The organism is Winogradskya humida (assembly GCF_016862215.1).
GTDB classification, from domain to species: Bacteria; Actinomycetota; Actinomycetes; order Mycobacteriales; family Micromonosporaceae; genus Actinoplanes; species Actinoplanes humidus.
Map to the genome: position 1 here is coordinate 22,750 of NZ_BOMN01000147.1, position 14,970 is coordinate 37,719.

The window sequence follows — 14,970 nt, forward strand, 5'->3', positions numbered from 1 at the left end:
TAGGGTATTGGGATGCCCCTGGTACGCGAGATCCTGGCCCGCGTGTTCGTCGACGACCTGGACCGCGCCCTGCCGACCTACGTGAACCTCAGCGGGGGAGCGGAGCCGCGCATCTTCGAGTTCCGCGCCGTCCGGCTCGCCTGGATCGGCTCGTTCCTGCTCCTCCAGGTGCCACCGGACCAGCGGGCCGCCTACGACCGGGTAGCCACGGTCCTCGTCGAGAACATCAAGCTTGCCCAGAGCATCGTGGAATCCGGCGGCGGCGCTGTGCTCGAGGGTCCCGCCGACGGCCCGAACGGCCCGCGAATGATCGCCCGCCACGCCGACGGATCTGTCTTCGAATACATCCAGCCCGGGGCCGGTTAAGCGTTGGCGGCCTGCCAGGCGCCGGGGCGGGTGCCGGTTTCGCGCAGGAAGAAGGCCGAGAAGTTGGCGGGGTCCGGGAAGCCGAGGTGCTGGCCGCAGCGGGCGGGGGTCAGCCGGTCGTGGGCGAGGAGTCGCTTGGCTTCCAGGACGATCCGTTCGACGAGGAGGTCCTTGGCGGTGCGGCCGGTGGCAGCCTGGGCGCTGCGGGACAGGGTTCGCGTGGAGTAGCCGAGCCGCTGGGCGTAGTGGGCCACGTCGTGATGAACGTGAAAGTCCTCCTCGACGGCGTCGCGGAAACGGCGGAAAGCGTCGGCCGCGGGCTGTGGGCCGGCGGCAGGCGGATCGAGCCGCAGCAGTAGTGCCGACAGCAACAGGCCCGGGATTTCCCCGGCGGGGGACGCCGTTTCGAGGCGCAAATGGTCGAGTGCCGCCCGGAGCAACGGCCAGGCGTGGTCGTTGACGGTCCAGGATGGTGCGGTGACCAGGGTGCTGTTGCCGGTGATGGCCGGGGCGGTCGGCGTGAAGAGGACCAGGTCGCCGGTGAGGTCGCCGAGGTCGTCCCAGCGATGCACCACGCCGGGGCGGATCCACACGACGCTGCGAGGGGCGAGCGGGTGGGCGGTGAAGTCGACCGAGACCCGGCCCTGCCCGCGGCGGACGACGGCGAGGACGTGGAAGTCGCCACGCTGGGTCGACCCGTCGTTGAGACGCCGCAGGGTGGCGAACGACATCGTCTCGGCGGGCAGCGGCGCGCCCCGGGGTGGCTGATAGGTGAGCTGCCGTACTACGACCACCGCAAAGGCACCGGACCGACCCTGGTCTTTCTTCACTACTGGGGCGGCTCAGCGCGCACCTGGCAACCGGTGATCGACCGGCTTCCCGGCCGCGCCACGCTTACCATCGAAGCCCGCGGGTGGGGGCGTTCCCGGGAACTGCCCGGCCCGTACACCCTCGATCAGCTCGCCCAGGACACGCGAGCCGTCATCGCGGATGCCGGCCTGACCGACTACGTGCTGGTCGGGCACTCCATGGGCGGCAAGGTGGCGCAGCTGGTGGCCGCGACCCGTCCCGCGGGGCTCAGAGAGCTCGTCCTGGTCGGCTCCGGCCCGGCGAAGCCCGCTCCGGTCGTCACTCCCGAATATCAGCGGGGCCTCTCCCACGCCTACGACTCCGACGAGTCCGTGGCCGCCGTGCGCGACAACGTCCTGACCGCCACCCCGCTGAGCAACAAGGATCAGATCGTGGAGGACTCCCGCGCCGGCAACCCCGAGGCCACCGCCGGATGGCCGTTGCACGGGATCGCCCAGGACATCACCCGCGAGGCTCGCGAGATCGAGGTGCCCGTCCTCGTCATCGCCGGCGAGCACGACCAGGTGGAACCGGTCGACGTGCTCCGCGACAACCTGATGCCGTACCTGCGGAATGCGCACCTGCACGTCATTCCCGGCGCCGGCCACCTCATGCCCCTCGAAGCACCTGGCGAACTCGCTAACTTGGTTTCCACCCCAGTGCCGGTGCCACCGTCCCGGTCAGGTCGCTGAGGAGGCGTACGTTCTCGGCCAACCCGAAGGCCGGGGGCAGGAAGAGCACCACCTCGTCCGCCGCCGACAGCCCGGGATCGGCCAGGACCGCGGTGATGACGTCATCGGGCTCGCCGTGGTGGACCGGGCTCATCACGATGCCGGGCGGGAGGGTCGCCGTCATGGTGGGATTCAGGGCACCCTGTGGGCGGGAGGCTGCCGGGCCATGGGTACGCCGCTCCAGGTCGTACGCGGCATAGGTCTCCCGAAGTGCCTTCGTGGTCCCGGGCAGGATCGAGGCGGCGACCGCGACCGGCGGGGGCGGTGTGTCGTGGGCGCCGGCCCAGACGGCACGGTAGGCGCCGATCAGGCGGGCCTGGTGGACCGGGAACGAGTCGCCGGCGGGGACGTCGTGCAGGATCGTGCCGGTGATGAGGCGCAGGCCCTGGCGGGCGGCGTTCTCGGCCGAGGCGATGCTGCCGGAGCCGTACCAGATGCGGTCGCGCAGGCCGGGGCTGTGCGGCGTGACCTTCAGTTCCGTGCCCGCAACCGGGCCGGTGGGACCGGAACCGGCGGTGACGGTGTGGAGGGTGTCGCCGGCGACGGCGGACAGGAAGCGGGCGAGGCGACGCTGGCCTTCGGTGCGGGCGTCCGTGGCGACACCGCCGAAGACCGCGTCCCACGTGTTGTTGCCGCTGGAGAACGCGAGCTGGAGGCGGCCGCCGGTGAGCAGGTCGGTGGTGCCGGCGGCCTCGGCGAGCAGGACGGGTTCCTGGTAGCGGGCCGGGATGACCGCGCTGCCCAGGGTTATCCGGCTGGTGTGCTGGCCCGCGGCGGCGAAGAACGGCAGGGGTGACGACAGGTAGTTGTCGAAGTGGCGCTGGTACGCCCAGCCGGACTGGTAGCCGAGGGCCTCGGCGGCCTGGAACAGTTCGATGCCCTCGCGCAGCCCGCGGGCGGCCTCGCCGGCCGGGAACGACACCCGAGTGTTGAAGCCGAGTCTCATGGTTGTCCTTCCGCGGACGCCAGCGCCAGGCCGGCGTAGGGGCCCGGCTCGTGGACGAGTTCGCTGTGGTGCCCGGACTGCACGATCCGGCCGTCGGCGAAGACGAGGACCCGGTCTGCCGTTTCGGCGGTGATCATCCGGTGGGCGATGGAGACGGTGGTGCGGTCGCGGGTCAGGACGGCGAGGGCGCGTTGGACGGCGAGGTCGGTTGCCGGGTCGATGCCGGAGGTCGCCTCGTCGAACACCACGAGGTCCGGGTCGGCCAGCGCCGTACGCGCCAGGGCGACCAGCTGCCGCTCGCCGACCGACAGCCGCTCGCCGCGCATCCCGGTCGGCGTGTCCAGGCCCTGTGACAGGGTTCCGTACCACTCGTGCAGGCCGAGCCGGTCGATGACGCCGAGAACTGTCTCGTCGCTCGCACCGGGCGCGCCGAGCTTGATGTTGTCCCCGATCGTGCCGGTGAACAGGAACGGCTCCTGCGGCACGATGACCACCCGGCCGGCCAGGGACAGGCCCGCCAAGCGCTCAAGAAGCTCACCGTTGAGATAAATGGAACCCTCAGCGGGTACGAGCCCGCGGGTGAGCAGCTTCGCGAACGTGGACTTGCCCGAGCCGGTCCGCCCCACGATGGCCACGTGCTCGCCCGGTTCGATCCGCAGGGTGACGTCGTGCAGCACGATCGGCCCGTCCGGGTAGCGCGCCGAGACGTTCTCGACGGTGACGCCGACCGGGCCGGGTGGCAGGGTGACGCCGTCGGCGACCGTGGCGCTCTCGGTGGTGACCAGTTCGAGGGCGCGCCGCCAGCCGGTGAGCGCGTTCTGGGCCTCGCCGAGGCTCTGCACGAGGAACTGCAGCGGTCGCACGAAGAACGTGACGAGCAGGACCATCGCGACGACCTGCCCGGCGGTGAGGCTGGGATCGCCGGTGATGCCCCACCACACGCCGCCCAGCAGCACGGCCACGGTCATGGTGGAGATCGCGATCTCGCCGAGCGAGGTGTTGCCGTGCAACGGGACGAGCGTGCTGACGAGGCTGTCCCGGGCGCGGTCGACCGCCTCGTCGAGCTTGGCGCGGGCTCGTTCTCCGGTGCCCGTCGACCGGATCACCGCGGCGCCGAGCACGGATTCGGCCACGGCGGTCTGCATCCGGGACAGGTCCTGGCGCGCTCGGGCGTACCGGCGGGCGATCAGCTTCTGCATTCCGGCCATGGCGACGAGCAGGAGCCCGGTGAGCACGAGGACGGGCAGCGCGAGCCGCCAGTTGTAGACGAACAGCAGCCCGGTCGCGATCAGCAGCTGCGCGGTGTTGGTGAGGAACTGGATCCCGCCGCCCTGCAGGAACGTCGTCACCTGATCGACGTCGCTGGTGAGCCGGGAGACGAGGTCGGCGCTCGGGATCCGGTCGGCGGTGCTCGCCGCCATCTCGTGCACACGGCGCAGCCCGGCCCGGCGCAGTCCGGCGAGCGCCTGCTCGATCCGGCTCTGCAGGCGCCGGTTCAGCAGCAGCGACGCGGTGCCGGCCACGACGACAGCTGCGGCTCCGATCACAACCGCCGGGATGACCGTACGCGGTACAAGCCCACTGTCGATCGACCGCTGGATCGTCAGCGGCGCGATGATCCGTCCCGCACCGGCGAACAGCGCGAGAACACCGGTGAGCAGCAGGCCCTGACGCAGCGACGGTGAGACGCGCACCGCCGTGGCGATCAGCTCCCGCGCCCCGGTCCGGGACAGGTCACGAAGCACGGGACTCCTCCAGGGACGCGATCCGCCCGGCGCGCAGCTGCACGACCCGGTCGGCGATGGTCAGCGTGGCGGGCCGGTTCGTGGCGACGAGCAGCGTCGTGCCGCCCTCCGCGACCAGGTCCTTCAACCCGTCGAGCACCTGGCGCTCCACGCGGGTGTCGAGCGCGGAGGTCGCGTCGTCGAGCACGAGCAGCCGCGGCCGGCGCACGATGGCACGGGCGAGGCAGATCCGTTGCCGCTGACCGCCGGACAGCGTCGCCCCGCGCTCGCCGACGATCGTGTCGAGGCCGTCCGGCAGCTCGCGGACGAAGTCGTCGGCGGCCGCGACACGCAGGGCCCGCCAGAGCTCCTCGTCGGAGTAGCCGCCGGAGAGGCTGAGGTTGTCGCGCAGGGATTCGGCGAACAGGAACGGGCTCTGCGACACGACGGCGACGTTCTCCGGGACGGCACCGCGGGCCAGCTCGCGGACGTCGACACCGTCGAAGAGCACCGTCCCCCGGGCGGGATGGTGCTGCCCGCCGGCGAGGTCGAGCAGGGTGGTCTTGCCGGAGCCGACCGCGCCCATGACCACGGTGATCGTCCCCGGTTCCAGGACCAGATTCACCCCTTCGAGGCGTACGGCGCCCACGTCCCGCAGTTCGACCCGCAGCGGGACCGGCGTGGCCAGTCGTTGTGACCCGAAGCGGACGACGTCGGGGCTGTACAGCACCGACCGCACCCGTTCCTGACCGGCGCCCGAGAGCGGGAGCATCGACAGGAACCGGCTGATCACGTTGAGCGGGATCGAGATGGTGATCAGCAGGTAGACGACGCCGACCAGGTCACCCACGCTGAGGCTGCCGTCGGCGACCCGGGGCGCCGCCGCGGCGAGCACCACCAGCACCGCCGCGGTCGGCAGCAGCTCCAGCAGCGGATCGAAGACCGAGCTGACCGCGGCCATCCGCACGTCGGCGGCGCGCAGCCGGTCGACGCCGGGTGCGAACCGGGCGTCCTCCACGTCCGCCCGGCCGAGGCTGCGGACGACCGGGCTGCCCTCGATCGACTCGTGCGCGATGCCGCCGACGACGCCGCGCGCCTCCTGCGCCTCACGGGCCCGGGGAGCGAGCAGCCGCTGGTAGAGCAGGTTCAGCGTGAGGACCAGCACGACCAGGGCGAGCCCGACCAGGCCGAGCAGCAGCTCGCGGAAGAACAGCTCGGTCAGCGCGAGCAGCAGCATGAACACCATGCCGACCGCGAAGTACGCGAACTGCATCGGCGACCACAGGGCATCCACATCGGACACGGCGTGGGCCAGGAGCTGGCCGGGGGAGCGGCGCCGGTGCCAGCCAAGGTCCAGGTCGAGATACCGGCGCACCACGGCGCGGCGGGTCTCGGCCTGGGCGCGGTACTGGACGTGCCCGGTGGCGATGCCGCGGATGAAGATGGTGCTCCACCGCAGCGCGGAGATGCCGAGGATGAACGCCGCGCTGAGCCACCAGACCCCGGCGCCGACGTGGTGCCCGGAGAGCGCCGGGATCACGAGGTGGTCGGTGGACCAGCCGATGGCCCAGGCGCCGGCGACCATCGTGGCCCCGTTGACAAGACCGCTGACCGTGGCGACGATCGCCGGCCCCGGATGGGCCCGTGCGCCCGCGAACTGGGTTGCCAGCGCCGAGCGGCGCCGAGGGTCAGGCACCGGCGGCCGACAGGAGCGCGGTCAAAGTCCTCTGATCACTGAGGTACGCGGCCCCGAGCAGCTCCTGCAACCGCCGGTTCAGCGGCGCCGCGTGCCCGTGGCGCCGGGCCAGCAGCACGATCTCGCCGTTCAGGTAGTCGATCTCGCTGGACGCGCCGCGCGCGAAGCTCTGCCACGTCGACAGCCGCCCGCCGATGTGACCCTCCACCTGCTGGACCCGGAACTCGATGCCGTGGAAGTCGAGCTTCTCCCCGGGCGGCAGCGGCACACCGGCCGCGGCGAGTACCTCGATCGCCTCGTCGCGCAGCAGGGCCCGGGCCCGCTCGCGCAGGTCGTCCGGCCCTTCGAGCAGACCGGTGCCGTTCGCCGCGAGGTTGCCGAGCAGCTTCGCGGCCTTCTGCGCGCGGATGTCGTCGACGGAGAAGGCCGCGATCCCGCTGGCGTTGAGGTCCGCGACGACCTCCTTCTGAAGAGGGTCCGAGCCTCCGGGGTAGCGGCCGACCCACACCACCGCGGCGGGGTCGAGCGACGGTGACACGATCTCGCCGGGGCTCAGGTAGCTGGCGGCGACCGCGATCGTGGCGCCGTACACCCGCTCGAAGCGGCGCAGGGCCAGATCCTCGGTGGCGATCCCGTTCTGGAACGTCACGATGGGCAGGAGGGCGGCGGCCGGGCCCCGCGGCGTACCCGTGTCGTCGAGAACGGCCCGCCACGCCCAGTCGGCGATGGCGGCCTCGGCGTCCTGGGTCTTGACGGCGAGCAGCAGGACGTCGCCGGTGTGCAGGCTCAGCTCGCCGGGGCCGGAGACGACCGGGACCTTGACGACCTCGTCACCGGTGGGCCGCCGGACGGTGAGGCCCTCGGTGGCGATCCGGTCGCCGTGCTCGCCCCGGGCCACGAGCACCACGGAGTGCCCGGCCGGGACGAGTTGCGCGGCGAGCGCGCCGCCGACGGCGCCCGCGCCGATCACGACGTACCGCCGGGTGTTGAACTCAGACAACTTTTTCTCCAAGAGGGAGCCGGCCGGGGATGGCGTCGATGAGTTCCCTGGTGTGCGGGCTGCGTGGGTTCGTGAAGACCTCCGCGACCGGCCCCTGTTCGACGACGCGTCCCTGGCTCATGACCGAGACGGTGTGCGCGACCTCGGCGACGACGGCGAGATCGTGGGACACGAACAGGTAGGACAGGTTCAACGCCTGCTGCAGGTCGGCGAGCAGGCGCAGGATCTGCTCCTGCACGAGCACGTCGAGCGCGGAGACCGGCTCGTCGAGCATGATGAGCTCGGGTTGCAGGGCGAGCGCCCGCGCGATGGCGACCCGCTGGCGCTGGCCGCCGGAGAGCTCCTGCGGCAGCCGGTCCAGATAGGACGTCGGCAGGCCCACCTGGTCGAGCAGTTCCAGGGCCCGGACCTTACGGGTACGCCGATCGCCCACCCGGAACGACACCAGCGGCTCGGTCACCGACTGCCCCACGGTGAACTTCGGGTCGAGCGTGGCGAACGGATCCTGATGCACGAGCTGGGCCTTGCGCCGCAGCGGCCGCAGCTTGTTCCAGGACAGGCCGCTGATCTCGGTCCCGTCGAGCCGCACGGAACCGCTCGTGGCGCTCTCCAGGCCGAGCGCGATCCGCAGCGTCGTCGTCTTGCCGCAGCCCGATTCGCCGACCAGTGCGTGGGTCTGCCCCCGCGGCACGGAGACGGTGACGTCCTCGAGCGCGTTGAAACCCCGCCGCCCGCGCCGCGGATCGTTGCCGGGGAACGTCTTGCTGACCTTGGTCAGGGTGAGGATCGGCTCCGGGCGCTCCTCGTCGCGTACGTCGAAACGCGCCACGACCCGCCCGCCGTGAGCGAGCCTCGGGGCGGCGGCGATGAGCCGCCTGGTGTAGGGCTCACGCGGATCGGAGAGGATGACCCGCGGATCGCCCTCCTCGGTCTTGCGCCCGTGTTGCATGACCACCACCCGGTCGGCGCGGTCCGCGGCGACGGCCAGGTCGTGCGTGATGATGAGCAGCGAGATGCCCTGCTCGCGGACCAGGCCGCCGAGGTGGTCGAGGATCCGCTTCTGCACGGTCACGTCGAGCGCGCTGGTGGGCTCGTCCGCGATGATCAGTTTCGGCCGCCCGGCGAGGGCGATCGCGATCAGGGCCCGCTGGCGCAGTCCGCCGGAGAGCTCGTGCGGATACTGCCGGGCCCGCAGCTCGGGATCCGGTACGCCCGCCTGGTCGAGAAACTCCACCACCTCGGTGTGCACCGAGGGCCCGGCGATCCCGCGCAGCTTCACGACCTCGCCGATCTGGGCACCGACGCGCTGGGTCGGGTTGAGGCCGACCATCGGATCCTGCGGGATCAGCCCGACGACCGAGCCCCGCAATCCGCGCAGCGTCTTCTCCTTGGCGCCAGCCGTCTCGATGCCGTCCACGATGGCCGAGCCCGCGGTGATCCGGCCGTTCGGGGGCAGCAACCCGATGATCGCGTTGGCGGTGGTGGTCTTGCCCGACCCGGACTCGCCCACGATGGCGACGACCTCGGCCTCACCCACGCTCAGGTCGAGCCCGATGACCGCCGGCCGGACCGTGCGATGCCGCACATACCCGACGTCCAGCCCTTTGATGTCGACGAGGCTCATCTCTGCCCTCCCGCGGCGGAAAACCGATTCAAGTTCATCGACTGAGTCCTCCCGCGGCGGAAAACCGATGCGAAATCATCGTGAGAGCTCCTGCAGAGTCTTCGAGATGTGGTTGAGGCTGAGCACGAGCAGGGCCACGAACAGGCCCGGCATCAGGCTCAGCCACCACGAGGTGACGAGGTAGTTGCGGCCGTCGGCGATCAGCGTGCCCCATTCGGCGGCCGGGGGAGCGGCGCCGAACCCGAGGAAGCTGAGCGACGCGATCGCGATGATGGCCACACCGGCGTCGAGGACGGCGAGCACGGCGACCGGCCCCCACGAGTTCGGCAGGATGTGACGGACGAGCACCCGGCCCCACGAGGCACCACCCGCGCGGGCGGCCTCCACGTACGGCAACGTCCGTACCCGTAGCACCTCGGCCCGGGTCGTCCGGGCGAAGCCGGGAACGATGCCGACACCGACGGCGACCGCGACCGGGATCGTGCCGTAGCCGAGCGCGGTGACGATCGCCAGCGCGAGCAGCAGCCCCGGGATCGCGAGCAGGACGTCGACGACCCGCATCAGGATCGCGTCGGTGACCCCGGCGAAGAAGCCCGAGACGACGCCGAGTGTGAGCCCGGCGACCAGCGCGATCCCGAGCGCGATCAGCGTCGCCTTGATCGTCAGCGGCGAGCCGTAGAGCACCCGTGACCACAGGTCCCGGCCGTAGACGTCGGTGCCGAACAGGTGGTCGATGCTCGGGCTGAGCATCGCCGACTTCGGGTCCGTGCCGTACGGGTCGCGCGAGGTGAACAGGCGGGGCCAGAACGCGGAGACCAGCACGAACACCACGTACAGGGCGGCGAGGAGGAAACCTGGTTTGCGTACCAACTGGATGAGGTTTGCTGTGAGGTTGGCGCTCCGGCCCCCGGCTTCCTGCTCCGGGACCGGCGCGTCCACCTCGATGCGCTCGGCGACCTCGGTGGTGGTCACAGCGTGCCCCCTTCCAGCGCGGGTGCCGGGGCGGGCGCCCGGACCTTGCCGCGGGTGTGCGAGATCCGCGGGTCGAGCAACGGGTAGATTAGGTCGACGATCAGGTTGACCAGGACGAACACCGACGCGGCGATGGTGACCACCGCGAGGACCACGGGCACGTCCTGCGACAGCACGGCCTCCTGGGCGAGCCGGCCGACACCCTCGCGGGTGAAGACCGTCTCGACGACGATCGAGCTGGTGACCGTCACGCCGACGATGACGCCGAGGATGGTCATCGCCGGCAGGGCGGCGTTGCGGAAGGCATGCCGCAGGTGCACGGCCGAGCGGGACAGCCCCTTGGCGCGTGCGGTGGTGATGTACGGCTGCCGCAGCGTCTCGTCGAAGCTCTTGATGAGCACCTGCGCCAGCACGGAGGAGGCGAGCACCGAGATCGTGATCACCGGCATCACGAGCGAGGACGCCCCCTCCGAGCCGGTCGCCGGGAACCAGCCCAGCTGGAACGAGAAGAACTGGATCAAAAACAGCGCCACGAAGAACTGCGGGAACGAGGCGCCGACCGCGGGCAGCCGGCTGAACAGGATCCGCAGCAGGCTCCACCGCACGAACGTCGCCAGGTAGGCCAGCGCCGAGCCGGCGACCAGCGCGACGATCGCCGCCGAGGCGCTGAGGACGAGGGTCGGGCCGATGCGCTCCCCGATCATCTCGGTGACCGGCACCCGCTGGGTCAGCGAGATGCCGAAGTCACCGTGCAGCGCGCCGCCGAGGTGATGCCAGTACTGCGTCCAGATCGACTGGTCGAGACCGAACTCGGCCTTCATCGCGGCGACCTGATCGGGGGTCAGGCTGTCCTCCTGGACCCCCGCCGCGGCGAGCTGGAGCTGCATCGGGTCGCTGGGCAGCAGGTAGAGGATGGCGAACGTCAGGGTGTAGGCCGCCCAGAGGACCACGAGGGCCTGGGCGATGCGACCGGCCACGTACCGCGTCATATCCGGGTCACTGCTTCCAGACGTCGTTGAGCTTCAGGAAGCTCTCGGAGGTGAACGCGAACCCGTGCACCTTGTCGCTGATCCCGGCATTCTGCAGCCGCTCGAACAGCGGGAACGTGATGGCGTTGTCGATCAGGTAGTCCTGCAGGTCGGCGTACGCCTGCGCGGCCTGCTTCTCGTCGGTGGTCTGGATCGCTTTGGCGAACAGCGCCTGGATCTGGGTGGTCTCCGCCGGGGAGGCGACCCGCTGGGCGAGCGCCTTGGAGTTCGCGACGTCCGGGTTGATGATGAACTGCAGCGCGCCGGGGTCGGCCCGGGTGAAGTACGTCGAGGTCAGGTCGTAGGAGCCCTCGGTCAGGTACGTCGCCGACTGGGCCGTGGTGAGCGGGCGCAGGTCGAGCTTGATGCCGACGTCCTTGGCCTGCGACTGCAGCAGCTCGCCGCCGGGGATGGGCAGCGCGCTCGGGTAGTCGATCGACAGGACCTTGCCGTCCTTGGCGCGGTACCCGTCGGCGCCGACGGTCCAGCCCGCTGCGTCCAGGATCTGCTTCGCGGCGGCCGGGTCGAACGTGATCTTCGCGGACTCCGACTTGAAGTACGGCGTGGTCGAGTTGAACACGCTCTGCACGACCGGGTAGTCGGCCCCGAAGATCGTCGACGAGTACGTCTTGACGTCGATCGCCTTGTAGAACGCCTTACGCACCTGCGGGTCGCTCAGCGGGTGACCCGCCGTGGTGTTGGCGAACAGCGTGTACGCGACGCCCGGCAGCGCCCGCTTCTGGATCGTGTCGCCGGACTTCTCGATCAGCTTCTGGTCCTGCGGGGTGAACGGGTTGCGGGGCCACGCGATGTCGATGGCGCCGCTGACCAGGTTGCCCGTGCGGACGCTGTCCTCGGCGACGTAGTTGAAGATCACCTTGTCGAGGCGGGCCTCGGCGCGGTTCGTGGACAGCTCGGAGCCCCAGTTGTAGCCGGCGCGCTTGGTCAGCACCGTCTCGACCTTGGGCGTGTAGTGGTCCAGGACGAACAGGCCCGACCCGATCACGCCCTTGCCGAGGCACCGCTGCGCCGGCGTCAGCTGGAACTCCGCGGGGTCGGTGATCGCGAGGTTCGTGGTCGACGTGGCCTGCAGGAACGACGAGTTCGGCTTGGTCAGCTGCAGGACGACCGTCTTCGGGTCGACGACCTTCGCGCCGCTGAGCCCCTGGATGTAGGAGGCGCCGTACGCCGCCCCGTTGGTCGCCTTCACCGTGGCGATCCAGCCCGCGACGTCGTCGGCGACCGCCTGCGCGTCGACCGGCGTGCCGTTGCTGAACGTGACGCCGTCCTTGAGGTGGAACGTGTACGCCAGGCCGTCGGCGCTGACCTCCCACTTCTCCGCGAGCCACGGCACGATCTTCCCGGTCTCCGGGTCCTGATCGGTGAGCGAGTCGGCGAAGTTGCGGGCGATCGTCCGGTGCTCGATCCAGTACACCTGGAACGGGTCCACGCAGGAGAAGTTCGCGTTGTCGGGCCAGAACGACACCTTGAGCGTGCCACCCGACTTCGGCGTACCACTGGCCTCGTCACTGCCGCTCGATCCACCGCCGCAGGCGGCCAGGGCTAGCAGGGCGGCGGCGCTCAGGGCAGCGGTTATCGGTCTGAAGATGCGCATGCTGGGGGTCCTTGCCTATGAGGGGCTGGTGGGGTGGGGGTCAGATGCTGAGGACGCGGCGGCCGCCGGCGAGCAGGACGACGTCCTCCTGCGGCGGGTGCACGCGGATACAGAGGGCGTCGCGCAGGTGCCGTTCCAGGGGGTTGTGCCGGGAGAGGCCGGGGTTGCCGAGCGCCGCGACCGCCGTCTGGGTCGCCGCGATCACCGACCGGGCGATGGCCACCTTGATCGCGGACAGCTGCGGCAGGAACGCGGTGTCGCCGGCCTCGATGCGCAGGAGAGCGCCGTACAGCAGCGTCTCGGCCTGCGCGATCTGCAGGTCGATCTCCCCGGCGACGGCCTGGATCCGCTCGGTCTGCGCGATCGGCTTACCCAGGGCCGCAGGGATACGGGTACGCGCATAGTCGGCGAACGCCGACCGGGCCGCGCGCGCCACTCCGATGTACAGGGCGGGGTGCCCGAAACTGCCCGGCCCGGCGGCCGCCGCGGGATCGCGGTAGACGCCGTCCGCTCCACGCGGGATCTCGGCGAACGCGTCGGCCGGCAGCTCCACGTTGTCGTAAATGACGTCATGGGTGTTCGAGGCACGCAGCCCGAGGTGGTCCCACATGGGCACCCATGTGATCCCGGGCAGGTCACCCGGCACGATGACGTGCCCCACGCGTGGCTTCTCCGGATCTCCGTCAGGCTCGACCGCAACCGCCCACACCACGTGGTACGCGAGCCCGGCGCCCCCGGTCGCGTACGCCTTGCGCCCGTCGAGGCGCCAGCCGTCCGCGGTGCGGGTGACCGTGGTCCGGGGCAGCCCGCCACGGGCCGGGGCGCCGAGCTCGGGTTCGGCCCGGACGGCGTTGGCCGGGGCGGGGCCGGTGCGCGAGCGGCGCAGCAGGTCGTCGTAGTACGCGGTCGGCCAGCTCGGCCGCGCCGCCTGCCCGGCATGGGTGATCAGCGTGTTCGCGGCGATCAGCGCGACCGAGGCGTCGCCCTCGCCGAGCGCGGTCAGGATCCGGGCGGTGTCCTTCGGCCCGAGCTCCGGCCCGCCGTACTGCCGGCCGACGGTCGCGGTGAGCAGGCCGGCCCGGTACGCGGCCTCGAGTCCCGCCCAGGGCAGATCGCCGGTACGGTCGTACTCCGTGGCGGTCGACGCGATCTCGGCGGTGACGGCGGCGAGCCCGTCGTCGGACAGGTCGGGGACGACGAACGTGTACGGGGAAGCCTCGGCCTGGGTCACGACGGGGGTTCCTCTCGGGTGGCCTGCGGTAAACTCCTATAACGCCTACCAATCTTGTAGGTAATACCCGCGGATGTCCAAGCCGAATTCGCGATCAACACGGATCACGAACGCTTATCGGTGCAGGTGGAAGTGCGCGAAACGCCCACCGTGCGGCAACACGGCGGGCGGTTTCGGGCGATCGGTCAGCGTGTGACCTGTTTGATCTCCGGGGCGGATTATTTGATCTCCAGGGGCAGGCCGGGCGGGTTGATCTCGGCGGCTGGGACGGCCTCGTTGCTGAGGTTCCAGCGGGCGAGGATCTTCGCGTAGTCGCCGGACCTGATGAGCTCGTCGACCGCGGCCGCGTACGCCTTGATCAGGCCGTTGTCCTTCTTGGTCGTGACGGCGATCTTGCCCTGCAGATCGGCACCCGCGCCGGAGTAGGTCCCGATGATCTCGGTCTCCCCGGCGATCGCGACGTGGTAGGCCGCGCCGGGGTTCGGGCCGAGGTAGGCGTCGATCTGGCCGGAGCCGAGTGCGAGCCAGGTCGCCTGGTTGGTCTGGTAGTACTTGATGTCCACGGGCTTCAGGCCGTTCGCGACGTCCTGCTTGCTCCAGTCGACGAGGATCTTCTCCTGGTTGGTGCCCGAGCTGACCGAGATCTTCTTCCCGGCGACGTCGGCCGGCCCCGTGACCCGCCAGTCGCCGCCCTGGCGCGCCTCGAACGCGAGGTTGTCCAGGCGGTATGTCACGAAGTCGTACTTCTTCTTGCGCTCCTCGGTGACGGTGATGTTCGACGCGCCGAGCTGGTACTTGCCGCTGTCGAGACCGATGAACAGGTTCTCCCAGGACGTGTTCTCCAGCTGCGGGCGCAGGCCGAGGATCCCCGCGACGGCGACCGCGATGTCGGGCTCGTTGCCGATCAGCGTGGTGTTGTCGGTGGCGGTGAACGCGAGCGGCGGGAAGCCGGAGCCGGCCGCGCCGCTCCCGATGGTGAGGGTGCCGGCCGTGCGGACGGCGTCGGGCAGCAGCGCGGCGATCGCGTCCACCCGGGCCGGGATGATCCGGTTCTGCTCCGGCGAGGTGTTGATGGCCGGGGCGCCCGAGGCGGCGGCGTTGCGGGGGGTGTCGGCGGGGGCGGCGCAGGCGGTGAGGGCCGCCAGAACGGTGACGATCAGCAGGGCGGGGCGGGTGCGCACAGTGGGC

General features: G+C 70.8%; 13 protein-coding genes. 2 read left to right on the top strand and 11 right to left on the bottom strand.

Annotated elements, in window-relative coordinates; translation table 11 throughout:
* Nucleotides 1-12: 12 nt before the first annotated feature.
* Entirely contained in the window at nucleotides 13-366 is a 354-nt protein-coding gene (locus Ahu01nite_RS48120; protein WP_203843483.1) for a hypothetical protein, read from the top strand.
* Here the strand turns inward: Ahu01nite_RS48120 and Ahu01nite_RS48125 are convergent.
* Nucleotides 363-1,160, bottom strand: a complete 798-nt coding sequence (locus Ahu01nite_RS48125; RefSeq protein ID WP_239159751.1) for a helix-turn-helix domain-containing protein — start codon at nucleotides 1,158-1,160, stop codon at nucleotides 363-365. The genes Ahu01nite_RS48120 and Ahu01nite_RS48125 overlap by 4 nt on opposite strands.
* Nucleotides 1,161-1,181: 21 nt before the next feature.
* On the opposite strand from Ahu01nite_RS48125, the gene Ahu01nite_RS48130 reads away from it, so the two are divergent.
* The gene (locus Ahu01nite_RS48130; protein WP_275411853.1) at nucleotides 1,182-1,907 is read left to right on the top strand and encodes an alpha/beta fold hydrolase; all 726 of its coding nucleotides are present in this window, start codon (nucleotides 1,182-1,184) and stop codon (nucleotides 1,905-1,907) included.
* Here the strand turns inward: Ahu01nite_RS48130 and Ahu01nite_RS48135 are convergent.
* The 10 genes from Ahu01nite_RS48135 to Ahu01nite_RS48180 all read right to left on the bottom strand — a co-directional run bounded on the left by Ahu01nite_RS48135 (nucleotide 1,855) and on the right by Ahu01nite_RS48180 (nucleotide 14,963).
* Complete coding sequence (locus Ahu01nite_RS48135) at nucleotides 1,855-2,892, bottom strand: LLM class flavin-dependent oxidoreductase (RefSeq protein WP_203843486.1); 1,038 nt, start codon at nucleotides 2,890-2,892, stop codon at nucleotides 1,855-1,857. The two genes, Ahu01nite_RS48130 and Ahu01nite_RS48135, sit on opposite strands and share 53 nt — an antisense overlap.
* Nucleotides 2,889-4,637, bottom strand: coding sequence for an ABC transporter ATP-binding protein (locus tag Ahu01nite_RS48140; RefSeq protein ID WP_203843487.1), 1,749 nt, complete (start codon nucleotides 4,635-4,637; stop codon nucleotides 2,889-2,891). The genes Ahu01nite_RS48135 and Ahu01nite_RS48140 overlap by 4 nt, the downstream gene beginning before the upstream one ends.
* Nucleotides 4,627-6,312: an ABC transporter ATP-binding protein gene (locus tag Ahu01nite_RS48145; RefSeq protein ID WP_203843488.1), complete on the bottom strand. Its 1,686-nt coding sequence runs from the start codon at nucleotides 6,310-6,312 to the stop codon at nucleotides 4,627-4,629. The genes Ahu01nite_RS48140 and Ahu01nite_RS48145 overlap by 11 nt, the downstream gene beginning before the upstream one ends.
* Entirely contained in the window at nucleotides 6,305-7,312 is a 1,008-nt protein-coding gene (locus Ahu01nite_RS48150; RefSeq protein ID WP_203843489.1) for a ketopantoate reductase family protein, read from the bottom strand. Before Ahu01nite_RS48150 ends, Ahu01nite_RS48145 begins: the two co-directional genes overlap by 8 nt.
* The gene (locus Ahu01nite_RS48155; RefSeq protein WP_203843490.1) at nucleotides 7,305-8,936 is read right to left on the bottom strand and encodes a dipeptide ABC transporter ATP-binding protein; all 1,632 of its coding nucleotides are present in this window, start codon (nucleotides 8,934-8,936) and stop codon (nucleotides 7,305-7,307) included. The genes Ahu01nite_RS48150 and Ahu01nite_RS48155 overlap by 8 nt, the downstream gene beginning before the upstream one ends.
* Before the next feature lie 75 nt (nucleotides 8,937-9,011).
* Complete coding sequence (locus Ahu01nite_RS48160; protein ID WP_239159753.1) at nucleotides 9,012-9,908, bottom strand: ABC transporter permease; 897 nt, start codon at nucleotides 9,906-9,908, stop codon at nucleotides 9,012-9,014.
* Nucleotides 9,905-10,897: an ABC transporter permease gene (locus Ahu01nite_RS48165; protein ID WP_203843491.1), complete on the bottom strand. Its 993-nt coding sequence runs from the start codon at nucleotides 10,895-10,897 to the stop codon at nucleotides 9,905-9,907. Before Ahu01nite_RS48165 ends, Ahu01nite_RS48160 begins: the two co-directional genes overlap by 4 nt.
* A 7-nt stretch (nucleotides 10,898-10,904) precedes the next feature.
* Nucleotides 10,905-12,551: an ABC transporter substrate-binding protein gene (locus tag Ahu01nite_RS48170; RefSeq protein WP_203843492.1), complete on the bottom strand. Its 1,647-nt coding sequence runs from the start codon at nucleotides 12,549-12,551 to the stop codon at nucleotides 10,905-10,907.
* A 40-nt stretch (nucleotides 12,552-12,591) separates the two neighbouring features.
* Nucleotides 12,592-13,782, bottom strand: coding sequence for an acyl-CoA dehydrogenase family protein (locus Ahu01nite_RS48175; RefSeq protein ID WP_203843493.1), 1,191 nt, complete (start codon nucleotides 13,780-13,782; stop codon nucleotides 12,592-12,594).
* A gap of 218 nt (nucleotides 13,783-14,000) precedes the next feature.
* Complete coding sequence (locus tag Ahu01nite_RS48180; protein ID WP_203843494.1) at nucleotides 14,001-14,963, bottom strand: ABC transporter substrate-binding protein; 963 nt, start codon at nucleotides 14,961-14,963, stop codon at nucleotides 14,001-14,003.
* Between the last annotated feature and the right edge of the window lie 7 nt (nucleotides 14,964-14,970).